Genomic DNA, 16,779 nt, shown 5'->3' on the forward strand with positions numbered 1-16,779 from the left:
CCCCCCCCCCCCCCCCCCCCCCCCCCCCCCCCCCCCCCCCCCCCCCCCCCCCCCCCCCCCCCCCCCCCCCCCCCCCCCCCCCCCCCCCCCCCCCCCCCCCCCCCCCCCCCGTCGTGTCCGCGGCTGTCCGCAAGGGACTGCCTAGTGCTGCGGGACGTCGGCCAGCAGCTTGCGGAGCAGTCCCGTCAGGACGTCGACCTCCTCGGGGTCGAACCCCTTGAGGGCGGCGGCCTGTGTCTCCAGGCCGGCCCCGACCGCCTCGTCGATGAGCGCGAGTCCGCGCTCGGTGATGGTGACCTGGAGGCCGCGGCGGTCGTGCGGGTCCGGACTGCGCGTGAGCAGTCCGGCCTTCTCCAGCTTGTCCAGGCGCCCGGTCATGCCGCCGGTGGTGAGCATGAGGGTGGCCGACAGCTGGCGGGGCGAGAGCGTGTAGGGGGCCCCGGAGCGCCGCAGCGTGGCGACGACGTCGAACTCCCCGGTGGAGATCCCGTAGCGGTTGTAGACCCGTTCCATCGCGTCGCCCATGGCCCTGGCGATCCGGTAGATCCGGCCGAAGACGCCCATGGGGGCGGTTTCCAGGTCCGGTCGTACCGCGAACCACTGTGCGGTGATCGCGTCGACGGCGTCCTTGCTGGCTGCTTCTTCCCTGATGACCTGGTTCATGTCCGAAGTATCCAAGTTCCGCTTCCTCGTTCGCAAGAAACTAGCTTGCAGAAAACTAGCTTAGTAGTAAGCTACTTACGAGCGATCTAGTTGGGGGGCAGTGGGCTCCCGGTCGCCGCCGCCGAGGAGTCGCCGTGAACCGCGTCGCCACCATCGCACTGACCGCGCTGGCCCCCATCTCCTGGGGCTCCACCTACGCCGTCGCCAGCGAACTACTGCCGCCCGACCGGCCGCTCTTCACCGGGGCCATGCGGGCCCTGCCCGCCGGACTCCTGCTGATCGCCCTCTCCAGGACCCTCCCCAAGGGCGCCTGGTGGTGGAAGTCCGCCGTCCTCGGCACCCTGAACATCGGGGCCTTCTTCCCGCTCCTCTTCCTCGCCGCCTACCGGCTGCCCGGGGGCGTCGCCGCCGTACTGGGCGCCGCCGGCCCGCTGTTCGTCGTGGGCCTCGCGGCCCTCCTCCTGGGGGAACGGGCCAGGCTGCGCACCGTGCTCGCCGCCGTGGTCGCCGCGTTCGGCGTGAGCATGGTGGTGCTGACCGCCGAGGCGGAGCTCGACCTCATCGGCGTCATCGCCGGCATCGTCTCCTCCGCCTCCATGGGCGCCGGCACCGTGATGACCAAGCGCTGGGGCCGCCCCGAGGGCGTCGGCCCGCTGGCCGTGACCGGCTGGCAGCTCACCGCGGGCGGACTCGTCATCATCCCGATCGCCGCCCTCGTCGAAGGGGCCCCGCCCGCACTCGACGGCAAGGCCTTCCTCGGCTACGGCTACATGATGCTGATCAACACCGGAGCCGCCTACGTCCTCTGGTTCCGCGGCATCGGCAAGCTCTCCGCCACCTCCGTCACCCTGCTCGGCCCGCTCTCCCCGCTCACCGCCGCCGTCATCGGCTGGGCCGCGCTGGGCCAGGCGCTGACCCCGGTCCAGCTGGTGGGCATGGCGATCGCCTTCGGAGCGACCGTCTTCGGGCAGCTCCCGGGCCGCGCCGACCGCACCCCCGCGGCTCCCGCGGCCTCGGCATCCGAGGAACCGTTCAGTTCTCCTGAAGCAACCGATCGAAATGTTTCGATGGACCTGAGCAATGCGGAGGTGCGACGGTAGGGCACATCCAGACCAGCTCCAGAACCGAGGGGGAGACACCCAGGTGGCCGTCACGGACCGCGCCCGAACCGTTTCGCAGGAACAGCAGCAGTCCGACAGCGGACGCGGGAAGAAGGGGGCCGCCGGGGTCGGCGTCCTCCTCGCCCTGCTCGCGACGGTCGTCTGGTCCGGCAGTTTCGTGGCCACCCGGGGCATGGCCGGGTCCGTCCCGCCCGTCCAGGCCGTCTTCTGGCGCTGGATCATCGCCACCCTCGCGGTCGCCCCCTTCGCGGCCCGGCAGGCGTGGCAGCAGCGGGCCCTGATCCGCGAGCACCTCGGCTACGTCAGCCTCGCCACCCTCTTCGGCGTCACCCTCTACAACACCCTCGTCCACCAGGCCGGACTGACCACCTCCGCCTCCAACATGGGCATGATCATGGCCGCTTCGCCGGTCATCATGGCCCTCTACGCCCGCCTCGGCGGCGAACGGCTCGGCATCCGGCGGACCTTCGGGATGCTGCTCGCGGCCTTCGGGGTCCTGCTCCTCGTCGGAGACGGCTCGCTCGGCTTCGACTTCACCGCCGGCGACCTGTGGATGTTCGCCGCCGCGCTCTCCTTCGCCACCTACAGCGCGCTCCTCAAGCGCAAGCCCGCCGAGATCGGCGGCCTCGCCTTCCTGATCACCACCTTCGTGCTCGGCGCCCTGATGCTCGCCCCCGCCTACGCCGTCTCCCTCCACCTGCAGGGCGGCTTCGAGGCCACCGCCGGGACGGTCGGACCGCTGCTCTACGTCGGCGTGTTCTCCTCCGCGGTCGCCTTCTTCGCCTGGAACAAGGCCATCTCGATCATCGGCGCCGCCCGCGCCGGAGTCGTCTACTACCTCCAGCCGGTCTGCGTGGCGGGCCTGGGCCTGCTGCTCCTCGGCGAGCGCACCGGCCCGGCCGAACTGATCAGCATGGTGCTGATCCTCGGCGGGGTCGGGCTGGCGAGTGTCACCCGGAGGTAGGTTCGGGGGCGTGATCGAGTGGGACATCAAGAAGCTGCGGATCCTGCGGACCCTGGCCCACCGGGGGACCGTCACCGCGACGGCCGAGGCGCTGCACATGACGCCCTCGGCCGTTTCGCAGCAGCTGACCAACCTCGCCCGGCAGCTGGGGGTCCCGCTGCTGGAGGCCCAGGGACGCCGGGTCCGGCTCACGGACGCCGCCCACCTGGTGCTGCGTCACACCGAGGACGTCTTCGCCCAGCTGGAGCGGGCCGACGCCGAACTCACCGGGTACCTCGCCGGAGAGGCCGGGGAGGTACGGATCGGCGCCTTCTCGACCGCCGTACCGGTGCTCGTCGTCCCCGCCGTCGCGGCCCTGCGGCGCAGCCATCCCGGCATCGAGGTCCGCATCCGGGAGACCGAGGCCGCCGAGTCCTACGAACTCCTCTCCGCCGGGGCCGTCGACCTCGCGCTGTCCCTCGCCGCCCATGCCCCGGGCGCCGGGGACCCCCGCTTCACCCGGGTCACCCTGCTGGAGGACCCGCTGGACGTCGCGCTGCCGCCCGGCCATCCGCTGGCCGCGGCGCGGGGCCTGCGGCTGGCCGACCTGGCCGGGGAGCGGTGGATCTACGGGGGCAGCGGGCCCTGGTCGGAGATCACCCGCAGCGCGTGCGAGGCGGCGGGGTTCGTACCGGAGCAGGCGCACTCGGCGTCCGGGTGGACGGCGATCCTGGCGATGGTGGAGGCGGGGATGGGGGTCGCGCTCGTACCGCGGATGGTGTCGGGGCGGGCGGAGGGGGTCGAGGTGCGGGTCCTGCACCAGGACCGGCCCACGCGGCACGTGATCGCCGCCCTGCGGCGGGGCTCGGAATCGGCCCCCGCCCTGGCCCGCGTCCTGACGGCCCTCCAGACCGCGGCCGCCTGACCCGGGACCGGCTCCGCTGCGCGGGCCGGTCCCCGCCCCAGCCTTCCTCCGTTCCCGCCTCGATCGCCGGCGCGGCTCACTCCACGGCGCTCCGCGCCCGCGCCTCAAACTCCCCCAGCCACCGCCGGGAGGTGCCCCCTGGCGGGGCTGGAAGATCCAGCCCCGCCGGAGTGTGCGTCAGCCCGGCGGCGTCAGCCCTGGGTGGCGGCGGCCGCGTCGGCGGCCTGGGCCTTCAGGGCACGCTCGACCCCCGCCCGGGACTCCGACACCAGCCGCCGCAGCCCCGCGTTCGGCTCGGCCGAGGCCAGCCACGCGTCGGTCGCGTCGAGCGTCTCCCGCGAGACCTGCAGCGACGGGTACAGACCCACCGCGATCTGCTGCGCGATCTCGTGGCTGCGGGTGTCCCAGATCTCCTTGACCACGGCGAAGTACTTCTGCGCGAACGGAGCGAGCAGCTCCCGCTGGTCGCTCTGGACGAAGCCGCCGATCACGGCCTCCTGCACCGCGTTCGGCAGGTCCGCGGAGTCGATCACCGACGCCCACGTCTCCGCCTTGGCGGCGGCCGTCGGCCGCGCGGCACGGGCCGTCGCCGCGTGCCGCTCGCCCGCCGCCGTCGCGTCCCGCTCCAGCTCGGCCGCGATGGCCGGCTCGTCCGCGACACCGGTGGCGACCAGGCGCTCCAGGAACGCCCACCGCAGCTCGGTGTCCACGACCAGGCCCTCGACGGTCTCGGAGCCGTCCAGCAGCGCCGCCAGGTACGCGAGCTGCTCCTCGGTGCGGGCCGTTGCCGCGAAGGCCCGCGCCCACGCCAGCTGGTGGTCGCTGCCCGCCTCGGCCGTCCGCAGGTGTTCCCGCGTGGCCTCGGTCCAGGTCGCCAGGCCCCGCTCCCGCCACGCCGGGTCGGCGTACAGGTCCACGGCCAGCTTCACCTGGCGGTGCAGGGACTGCACGACGCCGATGTCGGACTCCTTGCCGATGCCCGACAGGACCAGCGCCAGGTAGTCGCGGGCGGCGAGCTCGCCGTCGCGGGTCATGTCCCAGGCGGAGGCCCAGCACAGGGCGCGCGGCAGCGACTCGGTGAAGTCGCCCAGGTGAGCGGTGACGTTGGCCAGCGAGACCTCGTCCAGGCGGACCTTGGCGTAGGACAGGTCGTCGTCGTTGAGCAGCACCACGGTCGGACGGGCACGGCCCACCAGCTCCGGCACCGCCGTCCGCTCGCCGTCGATGTCCAGCTCGATGCGGTCCGTGCGGACCAGCTTGCCGTCCTGGAGCTCGTACAGGCCGACCGCGATGCGGTGCGGGCGCAGCACGGGCTCGCCCTTGGCGCCCGCGGGCAGGGCCGGGGCCTCCTGGCGGACGGCGAAGGCGGTGATCACGCCGTTCTCGTCCGTCTGGACCTCCGGGCGCAGGATGTTGATGCCCGCCGTCTCCAGCCACGCCTTCGACCAGGCGGTCAGGTCGCGGCCGGAGGTCTCCTCCAGCGCGCCCAGCAGGTCGGACAGCCGGGTGTTGCCGAACGCGTGCGCCTTGAAGTAGGCCTGCACGCCCTTGAAGAAGGCGTCCATGCCGACGTAGGCGACGAGCTGCTTGAGGACCGAGGCGCCCTTGGCGTACGTGATCCCGTCGAAGTTGACCAGGACGTCGTCCAGGTCACGGATGTCCGCCATGATCGGGTGCGTCGACGGCAGCTGGTCCTGGCGGTACGCCCAGGTCTTCATGGAGTTGGCGAACGTGGTCCAGGCGTGCGGCCACTTCGAGCCCTCCGCGTACGCCTGGCAGGCGATGGAGGTGTAGGTGGCGAACGACTCGTTCAGCCACAGGTCGTTCCACCACTCCATGGTGACCAGGTCGCCGAACCACATGTGCGCGAGCTCGTGGAGGATCGTCTCCGCGCGGACCTCGTACGCCGCGTCCGTCACCTTGGAACGGAAGACGTACTGGTCGCGGATGGTGACCGCGCCGGCGTTCTCCATCGCGCCCGCGTTGAACTCCGGGACGAAGAGCTGGTCGTACTTGGCGAAGGGGTAGTCGTAGGCGAACTTCTCCTGGAACCAGTCGAAGCCCTGCCGGGTCACGTCGAAGATCGCGTCCGCGTCGAGGAACTCGGCGAGCGAAGGGCGGCAGTAGATGCCGAGCGGGACGGACTGGCCGTCCTTGCCCTCGTACGAGCTGTGGACGGCGTGGTACGGGCCGACGATCAGCGCGGTGATGTACGAGGAGATCCGCGGGGTCGGCTCGAAGGCCCACACCCGGTCCTTCGGTTCCGGCGTCGGGGAGTTCGAGATGACCGTCCAGCCCTCCGGGGCCGTCACGGTGAACCGGAACGTCGCTTTCAGGTCGGGCTGCTCGAAGCTGGCGAAGACCCGCCGCGCGTCCGGCACCTCGAACTGGGTGTACAGGTAGGCCTGCTGGTCGACCGGGTCGACGAAGCGGTGCAGGCCCTCGCCGGTGTTGGTGTAGGCGCAGTCGGCGACCACGCGGAGCTCGTTGGTCCCGGCGGCGAGCCCGGACAGGGCGATCCGCGAGTCGTGGAAGACGGCGGCGGCGTCCAGCGCCTCGCCGTTCAGGACGACCTCGTGCACGGCCGGCGCGACCAGGTCGATGAAGGTCTCGGCGCCGGCCTCGGCCGACTCGAAGCGCACGGTGGTCACGGACGGGAAGGTGCCGCCCTCCTGCGCACCGCTGAGATCGAGTTCGACCTCGTACGAGTCGACGGTGAGCAGCTTCGCCCGCTGCTGAGCCTCTTCACGGGTGAGATTCGTGCCAGGCACGCGGTCATCTCCTTTGATGGTGACGTTGCCCCGCCATCCTTCCACGCGCTCCGCGTCATCGCGCCGGAGTAATCCACGGGCGAACGCGAGGTCCGATTCCCGCCAGCCCCGGCGGACCGGGCGGGGCACGATCGCAGTCATGACCTCCTCCACCGTCCGGGCCGCCGGAACCCCTTCCTCCGTCCTGCCCCGCCCCCTCGCCCCCGACGCCCTCGCCGAGCTGCGCCGGCGCGACGACGCGGGCCGGCCCTGCCTGCCGTACGAGGACCCGGAGGGCGGGGCCCCGCTGCGCTGCTGCCTGCGCCGCAGCCGGGCGGGCGAGCGCATCGCCCTGGTCTCCTACGCCCCGCTGCGCCGCTGGGCGGCCGGGGCCGGCGCGGATCCGGGGGCGTACGACGAGCAGGGGCCCGTGTTCGTGCACGCCGACCCCTGCGCGGGTCCGCCGCAAGGCGGCGGGCTCCCCTTCGGGACGCCGGGGGCGTTGCGCGTCGCCCGGCGCTACGACGCGGGCGGCCGGATCCTCGGCGGCCGCGTACTGGACCTCGGCGAGGAGCCCGACGCGGTCGTCGGGCAGGCGCTGACCGAGGCCTTCACCGACCCGGAGGTCGCCCTCGTGCACGTCCGCGCGGCGGAGTACGGCTGCTTCCTCTACGAGGTGCGGCGGCCGTGAAACGGGGGAGGGGGGGGGGGGGGGCCCCGCCCCCCCCCCCCCCCCCCCCCCCGCGCCCGGGGCTCGGATCAGCCCTGGCGCAGCTCCTCGGCCACGAGCTCGGCGATCTGGACGGCGTTCAGCGCGGCGCCCTTGCGCAGGTTGTCGTTCGACAGGAACAGCGCGATGCCGTTGTCCACCGTCTCGTCGACGCGGATGCGGCCCACGTACGAGGCGTCCTTGCCGGCGGCCTGGAGGGGGGTCGGGATCTCGGACAGCTCGACGCCGGGGGCGTCCCCCAGCAGCTCGTAGACGCGCTCGACGCCCAGCGGGCGGGCGAAGCGGGCGTTGACCTGGAGCGAGTGGCCCGAGAAGACGGGGACGCGCACGCAGGTGCCGGAGACCTTGAGCTCCGGGATCTCCAGGATCTTGCGGGACTCGTTGCGGAGCTTCTGCTCCTCGTCGGTCTCGAAGGAGCCGTCGTCGACCAGGTTGCCCGCGAGCGGGACCACGTTGTAGGCGATCGGGCGCTTGTAGACGGCCGGCTCCGGGAAGTCCACCGCGCCGCCGTCGAAGGTCAGCTGGTCGGCGGCCTCGGAGACCGCGCAGGCCTGGCCCTTGAGCTCGGCCACGCCGGCCAGGCCCGAGCCGGAGACGGCCTGGTAGGTGGTGGCGACCAGTGCGGTCAGGCCGGCCTCGTCGTGCAGCGGGCGCAGCACGGGCATCGCGGCCATCGTGGTGCAGTTCGGGTTCGCGATGATGCCCTTGGGGCGGTTCTTGATCGCGTGCGGGTTGACCTCGGAGACGACGAGGGGGACCTCGGGGTCGCCGCGCCAGGCGGAGGAGTTGTCGATCACGACGGCGCCCTGGGCGGCGACCTTCTCGGCGAGGGCCCGGGAGGTGGCGCCGCCCGCGGAGAAGAGCACGATGTCCAGGCCGGAGTAGTCGGCCGTGGAGGCGTCCTCGATGGTGATCTCGCGGCCCTCCCACTCCAGGGTCGAGCCCGCCGAACGGGCCGAGGCGAACAGCCGCAGCTCGTCCACCGGGAACTTGCGCTCGGCCAGGATGCCGCGCATGACTCCGCCGACCTGTCCGGTGGCTCCGACGATTCCGACCCTCACGGTGACTCCTCTTGGTACGTAGGCGCGGGCGCGCGTGAGGCCATCATGCGTTCGACCCCACGAGGATTGTCCAATCCATTGTCCGAGCTGCGGACGGTGTCCGGGATGTGAACCTGCGTGGCGAGTCCGTGACGGGCTTGTTTCAGGGCCCCCGGACATCCGTTTTGCCTGGTCAAAGCCGGTTAGCGTCCGGTCTGTCGTGCCCGGTATCCGGACACGGCGTACCAGACATCGGAACGCTCACCTCGGGGAGAACACCGTGCGGGACATCCGCCACCGCCGCCGGTCGATACCGGCCCTCGCCGCCCTCGCGGCCGCCGCCGTCGCCGCGCCCGTCCTGATCGCCGCCGGCCCGGCGTCGGCCCACGACGACGACCACCGGGGCCGGCGCGGGGCCAAGCTCGCCAAGGAGCTCGTCGAGGAGGTCACCGCCCGCGGGGCCTACCGCCACCTGGCGAAGTTCCAGCAGATCGCCGACGCCAACGGCGGAAACCGCGCCGCGGGCACCCCCGGCCACGCGGCCTCCGCCGCCTACGTCCACGACACCCTGAAGAAGGCCGGGTACGACGTCTCGTACCAGGACTTCGACATCCACGAGGCGCACACCAGGACGGAGAAGACCACCGTCCTCGGTGAGGGCGGGCGCGAGCTGGCCACCGCCGCCTTCACCTTCACCCGGTCCACCCCGGCCGGCGGCCTCGTCGCCCCGCTCGCCCTCGCCCGGGTCGACGAGACCCCCGGCTGCACCGCCGACGACTACCCGGCCGGAGCCTTCACCGGGAAGATCGCCCTGGTCAAGCGGGGTGCCTGCACCTTCGTGGAGAAGCAGAGGGCCGCCGCCGCGGCCGGCGCCGTCGGGGTGATCGTCTACAACCACAGCGGCACCACCCCGGTGCGCGGCGGCTTCTCCTCCCCGGCCGAGGGGGTCATCCCGAGCGCGGGCATCACCCTGGCCGACGGCGAGGCGCTGGCCGCGGCCGCCGCCGGGGGCGAGGTGAAGGTGCGCCTGGACCTGGACCAGGAGCACGTGAAGAAGACCACCCGCAACGTGATCGCGGAGACGAAGGGCGGCCGCGCCGACCGCGTGGTGGCCCTCGGCTCCCACCTGGACTCGGTCCCCGAGGGCCCCGGGATCAACGACAACGGCTCGGGTTCGGCCGGTCTGCTGGAGGTGGCCCTGAAGCTCGCGGACGAGGGCGCCAACAAGAAGGGCGGGGGGACCGCGAACAAGGTGCGCTTCGCCTGGTGGTCGGCGGAGGAGCTGGGCCTGCTCGGCTCCGAGCACTACGTGGCGCAGCTGAACGGGAAGCAGAAGAAGGACATCGCCCTCTACCTGAACTTCGACATGATCGCCTCGCCGAACCCGGCGCAGTTCGTCTACGACGGCGACGACTCGGACCGGACCGGCGAGGGCGCGGGCCCGGCCGGCTCGGCGCAGATCGAGGCGCTGATCAACGGCTTCCTCGACAGGAAGGGCAAGCCGCACGAGGGCAGTGACTTCGACGGCCGCTCCGACTACGGCCCGTTCATCGCCAGCGGCATCCCGGCGGGAGGCACCTTCACCGGCGCCGAGGGCGTCAAGACGGCGGAGCAGGCCGAGCGCTACGGCGGCACGGCCGGGGCCCCGTACGACCCGAACTACCACGGGGCCGGCGACACCCTGAAGAACCTGGACCTCAAGGCGTTCGACACCAACCTCGACGTGATCGCGTACGCGGTCGGCACCTACGCCCAGGACCTGAGCTCGCTGAAGAACTGACGCAGCCCGAGGGGGGCATGCGGAAGGGGCGGGTGCTCATCGAGCGTCCGCCCCTTCGTCATGCTGTCAGCTCACGCCCTTACGGGGTGACCTTGTCGATCTGCACGCTGCCGGTGCCGGCGGCGGTGCCGCGGCCGTTGAGCAGCTGGACCTGGCCGAAGAACTGACGGCCCTCGGGGGCCGCGCTGCTGACCAGGACGTTCGCCGAGACCTGCGCGGAGGCGCCGGTGGCGAGGTTGACCGCGGCGGCCTCGTCGACCTGGACGGTGCCCAGGGCCGAGGAGAAGTACACGTCGCGGTAGTCGTACGTGGTGGAGCCGGACGGGACCGCGTAGCCGATCACCTTGACGGTGTAGGTGCCGGCGGCCGGCTTGTCGATGCTCACGGACTCGTCGGAGTCGCCGTCGGCGGACGAGGCGACCTTCACGCCGTCCTTGTAGACCTCGAGGTCGAGGTCGGCGGCGGCGTCGGAGGTGTGGTTGATGCCCACGTCCAGACGGGAGACGCCCTCACCGACGGTGATCTCGGTGGTCTTGGTCTCGCCGGCGGCGATGGTCGGCTTGTCGACCTTCGCGGAGCCGAGCGGGCCGCCCTGGAGCTTGCCGCCGGAGATGGCCGCGCCGGTGTTCTTCACGGTCCACTGGACCGGGGCCGGGGTGCCCTGCTTGACCTCGGGGAGGACCTTGACCGCCGGGTCGAAGCCCGCGCCGAGGACGGAGACGTCCAGCTTGAACGGGTTGTCCAGCAGCGGCGACGTACGGCGCGACTCGACCTCGATCTCCCAGACGCCCGCCTGCGGGTTGTCGTAGGAGCGCAGGTCGGGGCGGCACTTGTTGGCCGGGTTGTCGTAGTTCGGGTAGCACTGGGTGGTCGCGCTGTCCTCGACGCCCGTGCCGTACGGGTGGATCGAGATGAAGCGCGTCTGGCTGCCCGGCTTCAGACCGCCGAGGGCGACCTCAAGGGTCTTGGCGCCCTGCGGGACCGTCACGAAGTACGACTTGTGGCTGTTGCGCTGCACGGAGGAGGTGTCCGAGAGCGCGAACGAGGGCTGCGCCAGCGGGGTGGAGGCGACGACCGTGGCCAGGACCTGCTTGTCGATGCCCTCGGTGGTGGGGTCGTCGAGCTGCAGGATGCCGCTGTGCACGCCGGCCGACTTGACGTTGGCCTCGACCTTGATGGTGACGGGCTTGTTCAGCGGGAGCGTGACGTAGTCGTAGCCGCCGACGACCTTGAAGGTGCCGTCGTTGTTGCGCCAGCTCAGGTTGTGCCGGGTGCCGTACTTGACGCCCGTGGTGCGGGTGACGACGACGTCGTAGACCTTCTTCTGGCCGACCTTGAGGCCGCCCTCGCGGTCGTACAGGCCGGTGCCGAAGCCCGGGGTCTTCAGGAACTGGTCGAGCGCGGTGTCGACCGGGGCCTTGACGGTGAACTCTTCGGCCTTCGCGCCGCGCTGGATGGACTTCCAGGCGTCGACGATGTTGATGAGACCGGCACCCTGGGCGTGCGCCGGGACGTCGTCGATCTTCTTCGCGGTGCTGGTCAGCGCCACGCGCAGGGTCGCCGGGGTCAGCGCGATCTTCTGCTGCTTGGCGGCCGAGATCAGCAGGGCGCTGGCGCCCGTCGCCTGCGGCGAGGACATCGAGGTGCCCTGGAGCATCGAGTAACCGGCCGGCAGGTTGTAGCCGGCCTCCTTGACCGGGCTGCCGGGCAGCCAGGTCTGGGTGGTGTTGATCGCCGCGCCGGGGGCGGTGATGGTCGGCGTGAACCCGCCGTCCTCACGCGGACCGCGCGAGGAGAAGGGGAACATGTTGTACTTCTTCGACACGCCGGAGCCGTAGTTGGCCGCCCAGGTGTCCTTGGAGACCGCCGCGCCCACGGAGATGACCTTGTCCGCGAGGCCGGGGTCGCCGATGGTGTTGACGCCGGGGCCCTCGTTGCCCGCCGAGATGACGAGCTGGACGCCGTAGGTGTCGATGAGGTTCTTGTACAGCTCCGAACGGGCGTTGTTGCCGTCGTTCAGCGCCGGGAGACCACCGATGGACATGTTGACGATGTCCACGCCGCGGTTGACGACGAGGTCGATCATGCCCTCGGTCAGCGCGATGTTGGTGCAGCCGCCGGACCAGGAGCAGGCGCGCGAGGAGACGAGCTTGGCGCCGGGCGCCTCGCCGTTCATCTTGCCGCCGAAGAGGCTGTTGGCGGCCGTGATGCCGGCGACGTGCGTGCCGTGCTCCGACTCGATGATACCGATGTTGACGAAGTCGGCCTTCTTGCCCACCCAGTCCCCGCCGAAGGGGTCCATCGGGACGTCCTTGCGGATCTGGATCACGAACGGGATGCGCTCGGCGACGTCGGTCGCCGGGTTGTCCGTGCCGAAGTAGCCGACCTGGTAGCCGTCCTTGTACGGCTTCATCGGCTCGTTGTTGGTGAAGTCGCCGTCCTGGTCGGTGTCGACGCGGACGGTGCCGGCCACCGGGTCGTACAGCATGCCGAACTTGTCGGTGGTGTCGCCGTCGCGGTTGACGTCGCCCTTCATGTCACCGGTGGCGGTGATCGACTCGCTGAAGCGGCTCCACTGGAAGCTGCCCTCGGGCGCCTTCCAGCTCTGGCCGCCCGCGGTGAAGGAGCCGCCGGTGGCGGTGACCGGGGTGACCTGGGGGCGCCAGGTGGCGTCGTTGTCCAGGATCGGGTCGGTCGCCGTGACCCAGTCGACGATCTTGCGCTCGCCGGTGGTGGTCTTCTGGAGGGCCGGGTGCGCGATGTCGACGCCCGAGTCCAGGATGCCGATGGTCACGCCGCGGCCGTCGGCCTGCGGGTTCTTCTGGACGAAGTCCACCGCGCCGGTCTCGAAGGACGGGTTGTACGGGTTCTTCGCCGGGGTGTTCTTGTCCGGCCCCGGGAAGGACCCGTCGGCGGTCTTCTTGGCCGAGCCGGCGTCCTTGCCCGCGTCGGGGCGCGGGTCCGGCAGCTGGATCTCCTGCCGCAGGTCCATGCCGTGTACGGATTCGAGCTTGGCGGCGGCCTTGAGCGCGGCCTCGGCCTTGTCGGTCGGCAGGGTCGCGCGGACGTAGCCGAGCTTGTCGTACGTCTGGCCCACCGAGGCGCCGTGGACGGCGTCGAGCTGGTCGGCCACCTGCTTGGTCTGCCCGGGGGCGGTGGCGACCATGACGGTGACGGTCGCGTCACCCTTGGCCTTGGCCTCCTGGAGCAGCTCGGCGTCGACCGAACCGAGCTTCTGGTCGGCGGACTTGACCGGCGGGGCGTTCCGCGGGTCGTCGCCGGCCGCCGCGAAGGCGGGGACGGCGCCGGTGGCGCAGAGGGCGGCCACCAGGCCCGCGGCCGCCGCGACGCGGGCGGCACGCCGCGCGCCGGGTATGGACCCGGTGGTGGAGCTGGGGGAGTCGAGGGTCATCAGCATCCCTGGCTAAGTGAAAGATACGGTCCGGATTTCGGTGCCGGATGACCGGTCAGCTTTGCGCAAGTGACAGCTGTTTGGGGAGGGTTGTTATTGACCGAGACCTGACATGGCGGACTCTCGCCAGTGCGTACTACCCGCCAGTAGGGACATGCCGGGGCAAGGCGGGGCGACTCGCAGCGGTATGCGAGTTGATTTATCGACTTTCCAGCCTCGCGCCGAGTGCGGTGCGGGCCTCCGTCTCATGACGGGTGTGACAGATTCCGACCGTTCAGCGCTCGCGCGTGCGCGCGTAGTGCCGCGAGGCCTTGGCGCGGTTGCCGCAGGCGGCCATGGAGCACCAGCGCCGGGTGCCGTTGCGCGAGGTGTCGTGGAAGTGCAGGATGCACGTCTCCGAGGCGCACTTGCGGATCCGGTCGGGCGCCGACCGCAGCAGTTCCAGGTAGTCGCGGGCCGCGGTCCAGGCGGGTCCCCAGGAAGGGTCGTCGAACTCCGCCCGCTCGCCCGGACCTTCGGCCGTGAGGGTGGCCCGGATGCGGCCGTGCTCCAGTACGGCGTCGATCAGCTCGCGGGCGCCGGCGTCGGCCGGGTCCGTGACGGCGCGGGCGAGGGCCTCGCGCGCGGTCAGCAGGTGGACCAGGGTCGACTTGTCGGCGCGGAAGCGGCCGTCCAGCCCCGTGCTCCGCAGCCAGAGGGTCAGCCCCTCCAGCCGGCTCAGGCCGAAGGCCCCGGCGAAGAGGTCGGTGGGCACGCCCTCCGGCATCCAGCGCGTGTTCACCAGGTCGAGGGCGAGCGGCTCCCCGGTGAGCGGACGGGGGTCCGTCGTCGGTACTGCCGTCATGTCCGCCTCCTGGCTCCGCTAACCCCTCAAGGGTACGTGACCGGTTGACGCCCGAATCTCTAACCTCTAATCTCAATTTAGAAGGTTAGAACCACTGAAGGGAACCCTCATGACCGCCACCACCGTCGGCACGCTCCGCACGGGCCACGTGGGCCTCAACGTCACCGACGTGGACCGCTCGCTCGCCTTCTACCGCGACGCCCTGGGCTTCGAGCTCCTCGGCGAGGGCAAGGAGGACGGCCGCCGCTTCGCCTTCCTGGGCCGCGACGGGGAGCTCGTCCTGACCCTTTGGCAGCAGGCGCAGGACCGGTACGCCCCGCGGGCGGCCGGACTGCACCACCTGGCCTTCTCGGCCGGCGCGATCGAGGAGGTCCGGGCGTACGAGGACCGGCTGCGCGGCCTGGGCGTCGACTTCGCCTACGAGGGCGTCGTCGCCCACCGCGAGGGGGCCGCCTCCGGCGGGATCTTCTTCCACGACCCGGACGGCACCCGGCTGGAGATCTCCGTGCCGACCGGCGCCGAGGGGGCTCCCGCCCCGACCGCAGGTGCTCCGACCTGCGGGTTCTTCTAGGCCCTCAAGGCTTCTGGACCCTCAAGGAAGGGGAGCCGCCATGGACACGTACCACCGGGGATCGCTGGCCGTGCAGGAGCGGGTCGGCGTGCGCGAGCTCGCCGACCACGTCGGCCGCTCGATCGGCAGCGGCATCCGGGACGTCGCCGCGGCCTTCCTCGCCGGGCAGCCCCACCTCGTGGCCGGCGCGGCCGACGGCGACGGCCGGATGTGGGCCTCGATGCTCACCGGGCCGCCCGGTTTCGTACGGGCCGAGGGGCGCGACCGGATCACGGTCGCGGGCGGCCTGCCCGACGGGGATCCGCTGGCCGGGGCGCTGGCCACCGCCGGCACCCGGGTCGGCACCATCGCCCTCGATCCGCGCACCCGGCGCCGGATGCGCCTGGGCGGGACCCTGGAGGTGACGGCCGGCGGTTTCGCGGTCGGGGCCGAGCGGGTGTTCTCCAACTGTCCGAAGTACCTGCAGAAGCGGCAGCCGCTGGAGCTGGTCGCCGAGGGGCCCGGGATCCTGTGGCGCGGGCCGGCGCTCACCCCCGGCCAGATCCGGGCGGTCCGCGCGGCGGACACCTTCTTCATCGCCACCACGGCGGGGGCGCAGGAGACCGACGCGAGTCACCGGGGCGGTATGCCGGGCTTCGTGGAGGTGCTCTCGCCGACCGAGCTGGCCTGGCCGGACTATCCGGGGAACGCGATGTTCCTGACCCTGGGCAACCTCGTCGCCGACGACCGGGCCGGGCTGCTCTTCCCCCACTGGGAGAGCGGCGCGCTGCTCCAGCTGAGCGGGCGGGCCCGGACCGAGTTCGGCGGCGCCGGGGAGCGGCGGGTTCGGTTCACGGTCGAAGCGGTGGTGGAGGCTCTGCATCCGGGGCGGCTGCGCTGGAGCGCCCCGGAGTACTCCCCGGCCAACCCGCCCGTTCACCGGGGCAGTACGACCAGGTAGGCGGCGGGCTCGCGGTCGGCGGAGGCCGTCAGTGCGGTCCGGACGACCGCGGCCTGCTGCTCGGGCCAGTCGCGCAGCTTGCGCGGGGTCAGGTGCAGCACGGTCACCCCGAGGCGCTCCAGGGTCTCCCGCTTGTGGACGGCCTCGGCCCAGTCCTCGTCCTCGCCCTGGCGGGGTGCGCGGGTGTCGATCTCGATGGCGACGGCCTGCTCGGGCCAGTAGGCGTCCACTCCGCCGAGGTGCGGGCCGCCGGGCAGCCGCAGGTCCACGTTCCAGACGGGCTCGGGGAGTTCGTAGCCCCGGACGAGCTGGTACAGCCGGTCCTCGGCGATGGCCCGGCCTTCGGCGAGCAGGGCCTCCACGGCGTCCACCACGTGCGGCCGGTTCAGCAGCCGGGCGACCGTCAGCTCCCGTACGAGGGCCGCCGGTTCGCAGTGGCCGGCGCGGACGGCCTCGCTCAGCAGGCGGCGTACGGCGTCGGCGTCGCAGAGCCGGGCGACGGCGTCGGCGACGGCCCGCGCCACCGGGGCCACGGGCAGGCCCGTCACCTCCAGCGGCCGGGGCGGGGTGTGGGTGCGGACGATCCGGACGTCGCCGGTGGAACGCAGCCGGCGCGTGCCGGGCACGAGGACGTCGATGTGCGAGAGGCCGAGCAGGGCGGGGGCGGCGGAGAACCGGTAGAGCGCGAGCGCCGCCAGGCCGGTGATCATGACCTCGCCGCCGTGCCGGCCCGCGTACAGCAGGGCGGCGTGCAGCCGCTCCTCGCTCGTCGCGGGTCCGGAGTGCAGGAGGAACACCCCGGGCAGCACCTGCTGCCAGGGGCGCCCGGCGGCCTCGGCGGCGCTGACGCCGTGCTCCCGCAGCTGCGCGAGGGTCAGCACGCGGGGGCGGCTGGCGGTGAGGTGGGCCAGGGGGAGGGGTGCGTTCTGGTTCATGACGCGGTGATTCCCTCAGGCCATGGCCTCGCTAACGCCTGTTACACGTTCGTCGGCAAATCCGGACAAGCTGGGGCTAAAGTACGGGCGTTCGACTGCCGATGACGTGCCCTCGCCCGTCGCCG

General features: G+C 72.1%; 13 protein-coding genes. 7 read left to right on the forward strand and 6 right to left on the reverse strand.

What is annotated here, in order from left to right; all coding sequences use genetic code 11:
* Positions 1-141 precede the first annotated feature (141 nt).
* Positions 142-663 carry a MarR family winged helix-turn-helix transcriptional regulator gene (locus ACEPPI_RS14415; RefSeq protein WP_373915621.1) on the reverse strand — a complete coding sequence of 174 codons (522 nt, stop codon included), beginning with the start codon at positions 661-663 and terminating at the stop codon, positions 142-144.
* Positions 664-797: 134 nt separating this feature from the next.
* Here ACEPPI_RS14415 and ACEPPI_RS14420 point away from each other — a divergent pair, with 134 nt between their 5' ends.
* From ACEPPI_RS14420 to ACEPPI_RS14430, 3 genes are read left to right on the forward strand one after another with little or no spacing between them, the layout of a single operon-like run.
* A complete protein-coding gene (locus ACEPPI_RS14420) occupies positions 798-1,763 on the forward strand; it encodes an EamA family transporter (RefSeq protein WP_373915622.1) in 966 nt (321 codons plus the stop codon).
* 43 nt (positions 1,764-1,806) lie between these two features.
* Positions 1,807-2,748 carry a DMT family transporter gene (locus tag ACEPPI_RS14425; RefSeq protein ID WP_373915623.1) on the forward strand — a complete coding sequence of 314 codons (942 nt, stop codon included), beginning with the start codon at positions 1,807-1,809 and terminating at the stop codon, positions 2,746-2,748.
* A 10-nt stretch (positions 2,749-2,758) separates the two neighbouring features.
* The gene (locus tag ACEPPI_RS14430) at positions 2,759-3,652 is read left to right on the forward strand and encodes a LysR family transcriptional regulator (RefSeq protein WP_373915624.1); all 894 of its coding nucleotides are present in this window, start codon (positions 2,759-2,761) and stop codon (positions 3,650-3,652) included.
* A 191-nt stretch (positions 3,653-3,843) separates the two neighbouring features.
* Here ACEPPI_RS14430 and pepN read toward each other — a convergent pair whose 3' ends face one another.
* Positions 3,844-6,423 carry an aminopeptidase N gene (gene pepN, locus ACEPPI_RS14435; protein WP_373915625.1) on the reverse strand — a complete coding sequence of 860 codons (2,580 nt, stop codon included), beginning with the start codon at positions 6,421-6,423 and terminating at the stop codon, positions 3,844-3,846.
* 139 nt (positions 6,424-6,562) lie between these two features.
* On the opposite strand from pepN, the gene ACEPPI_RS14440 reads away from it, so the two are divergent.
* Positions 6,563-7,093, forward strand: coding sequence for a DUF1203 domain-containing protein (locus ACEPPI_RS14440; protein ID WP_373915626.1), 531 nt, complete (start codon positions 6,563-6,565; stop codon positions 7,091-7,093).
* Positions 7,094-7,161: 68 nt separating this feature from the next.
* On the opposite strand, the gene ACEPPI_RS14445 is transcribed toward ACEPPI_RS14440, so the two are convergent.
* Complete coding sequence (locus tag ACEPPI_RS14445) at positions 7,162-8,193, reverse strand: aspartate-semialdehyde dehydrogenase (protein ID WP_373915627.1); 1,032 nt, start codon at positions 8,191-8,193, stop codon at positions 7,162-7,164.
* Between the two features lie 259 nt (positions 8,194-8,452).
* On the opposite strand from ACEPPI_RS14445, the gene ACEPPI_RS14450 reads away from it, so the two are divergent.
* Entirely contained in the window at positions 8,453-9,952 is a 1,500-nt protein-coding gene (locus ACEPPI_RS14450; protein WP_373915628.1) for a M28 family metallopeptidase, read from the forward strand.
* 79 nt (positions 9,953-10,031) lie between these two features.
* Here the strand turns inward: ACEPPI_RS14450 and ACEPPI_RS14455 are convergent, their stop codons facing one another.
* Together ACEPPI_RS14455 and ACEPPI_RS14460 are read right to left on the reverse strand one after the other, a co-directional pair.
* On the reverse strand, positions 10,032-13,364 hold the full coding sequence (locus ACEPPI_RS14455; RefSeq protein WP_373915629.1) for a S8 family serine peptidase: 3,333 nt from the start codon (positions 13,362-13,364) through the stop codon (positions 10,032-10,034).
* A gap of 274 nt (positions 13,365-13,638) precedes the next feature.
* Positions 13,639-14,208: a CGNR zinc finger domain-containing protein gene (locus ACEPPI_RS14460; RefSeq protein ID WP_373915630.1), complete on the reverse strand. Its 570-nt coding sequence runs from the start codon at positions 14,206-14,208 to the stop codon at positions 13,639-13,641.
* 109 nt (positions 14,209-14,317) lie between these two features.
* On the opposite strand from ACEPPI_RS14460, the gene ACEPPI_RS14465 reads away from it, so the two are divergent.
* Complete coding sequence (locus tag ACEPPI_RS14465; RefSeq protein ID WP_373915631.1) at positions 14,318-14,779, forward strand: VOC family protein; 462 nt, start codon at positions 14,318-14,320, stop codon at positions 14,777-14,779.
* A gap of 40 nt (positions 14,780-14,819) precedes the next feature.
* Positions 14,820-15,719 carry a pyridoxamine 5'-phosphate oxidase family protein gene (locus ACEPPI_RS14470; RefSeq protein WP_373915632.1) on the forward strand — a complete coding sequence of 300 codons (900 nt, stop codon included), beginning with the start codon at positions 14,820-14,822 and terminating at the stop codon, positions 15,717-15,719.
* Here the strand turns inward: ACEPPI_RS14470 and ACEPPI_RS14475 are convergent.
* Positions 15,695-16,654: a hypothetical protein gene (locus tag ACEPPI_RS14475; RefSeq protein WP_373915633.1), complete on the reverse strand. Its 960-nt coding sequence runs from the start codon at positions 16,652-16,654 to the stop codon at positions 15,695-15,697. The two genes, ACEPPI_RS14470 and ACEPPI_RS14475, sit on opposite strands and share 25 nt — an antisense overlap.
* Positions 16,655-16,779 lie beyond the last annotated feature (125 nt).

The sequence above is a fragment of the Streptomyces sp. AB3(2024) genome (assembly GCF_041862025.1).
Taxonomy (GTDB): Bacteria; Actinomycetota; Actinomycetes; order Streptomycetales; family Streptomycetaceae; genus Streptomyces.

Bases quoted from the DNA above. Each gene is read 5' to 3' on its own strand.
- ACEPPI_RS14465 (WP_373915631.1), top strand. From the start codon at position 14,318: ATGACCGCCACCACCGTCGGCACGCTCCGCACGGGCCACGTGGGCCTC.
- ACEPPI_RS14460 (WP_373915630.1), bottom strand. From the start codon at position 14,208: ATGACGGCAGTACCGACGACGGACCCCCGTCCGCTCACCGGGGAGCCG.
- ACEPPI_RS14415 (WP_373915621.1), bottom strand. From the start codon at position 663: ATGAACCAGGTCATCAGGGAAGAAGCAGCCAGCAAGGACGCCGTCGAC.
- ACEPPI_RS14455 (WP_373915629.1), bottom strand. From the start codon at position 13,364: ATGACCCTCGACTCCCCCAGCTCCACCACCGGGTCCATACCCGGCGCG.
- ACEPPI_RS14475 (WP_373915633.1), bottom strand. From the start codon at position 16,654: ATGAACCAGAACGCACCCCTCCCCCTGGCCCACCTCACCGCCAGCCGC.
- ACEPPI_RS14470 (WP_373915632.1), top strand. From the start codon at position 14,820: ATGGACACGTACCACCGGGGATCGCTGGCCGTGCAGGAGCGGGTCGGC.
- ACEPPI_RS14440 (WP_373915626.1), top strand. From the start codon at position 6,563: ATGACCTCCTCCACCGTCCGGGCCGCCGGAACCCCTTCCTCCGTCCTG.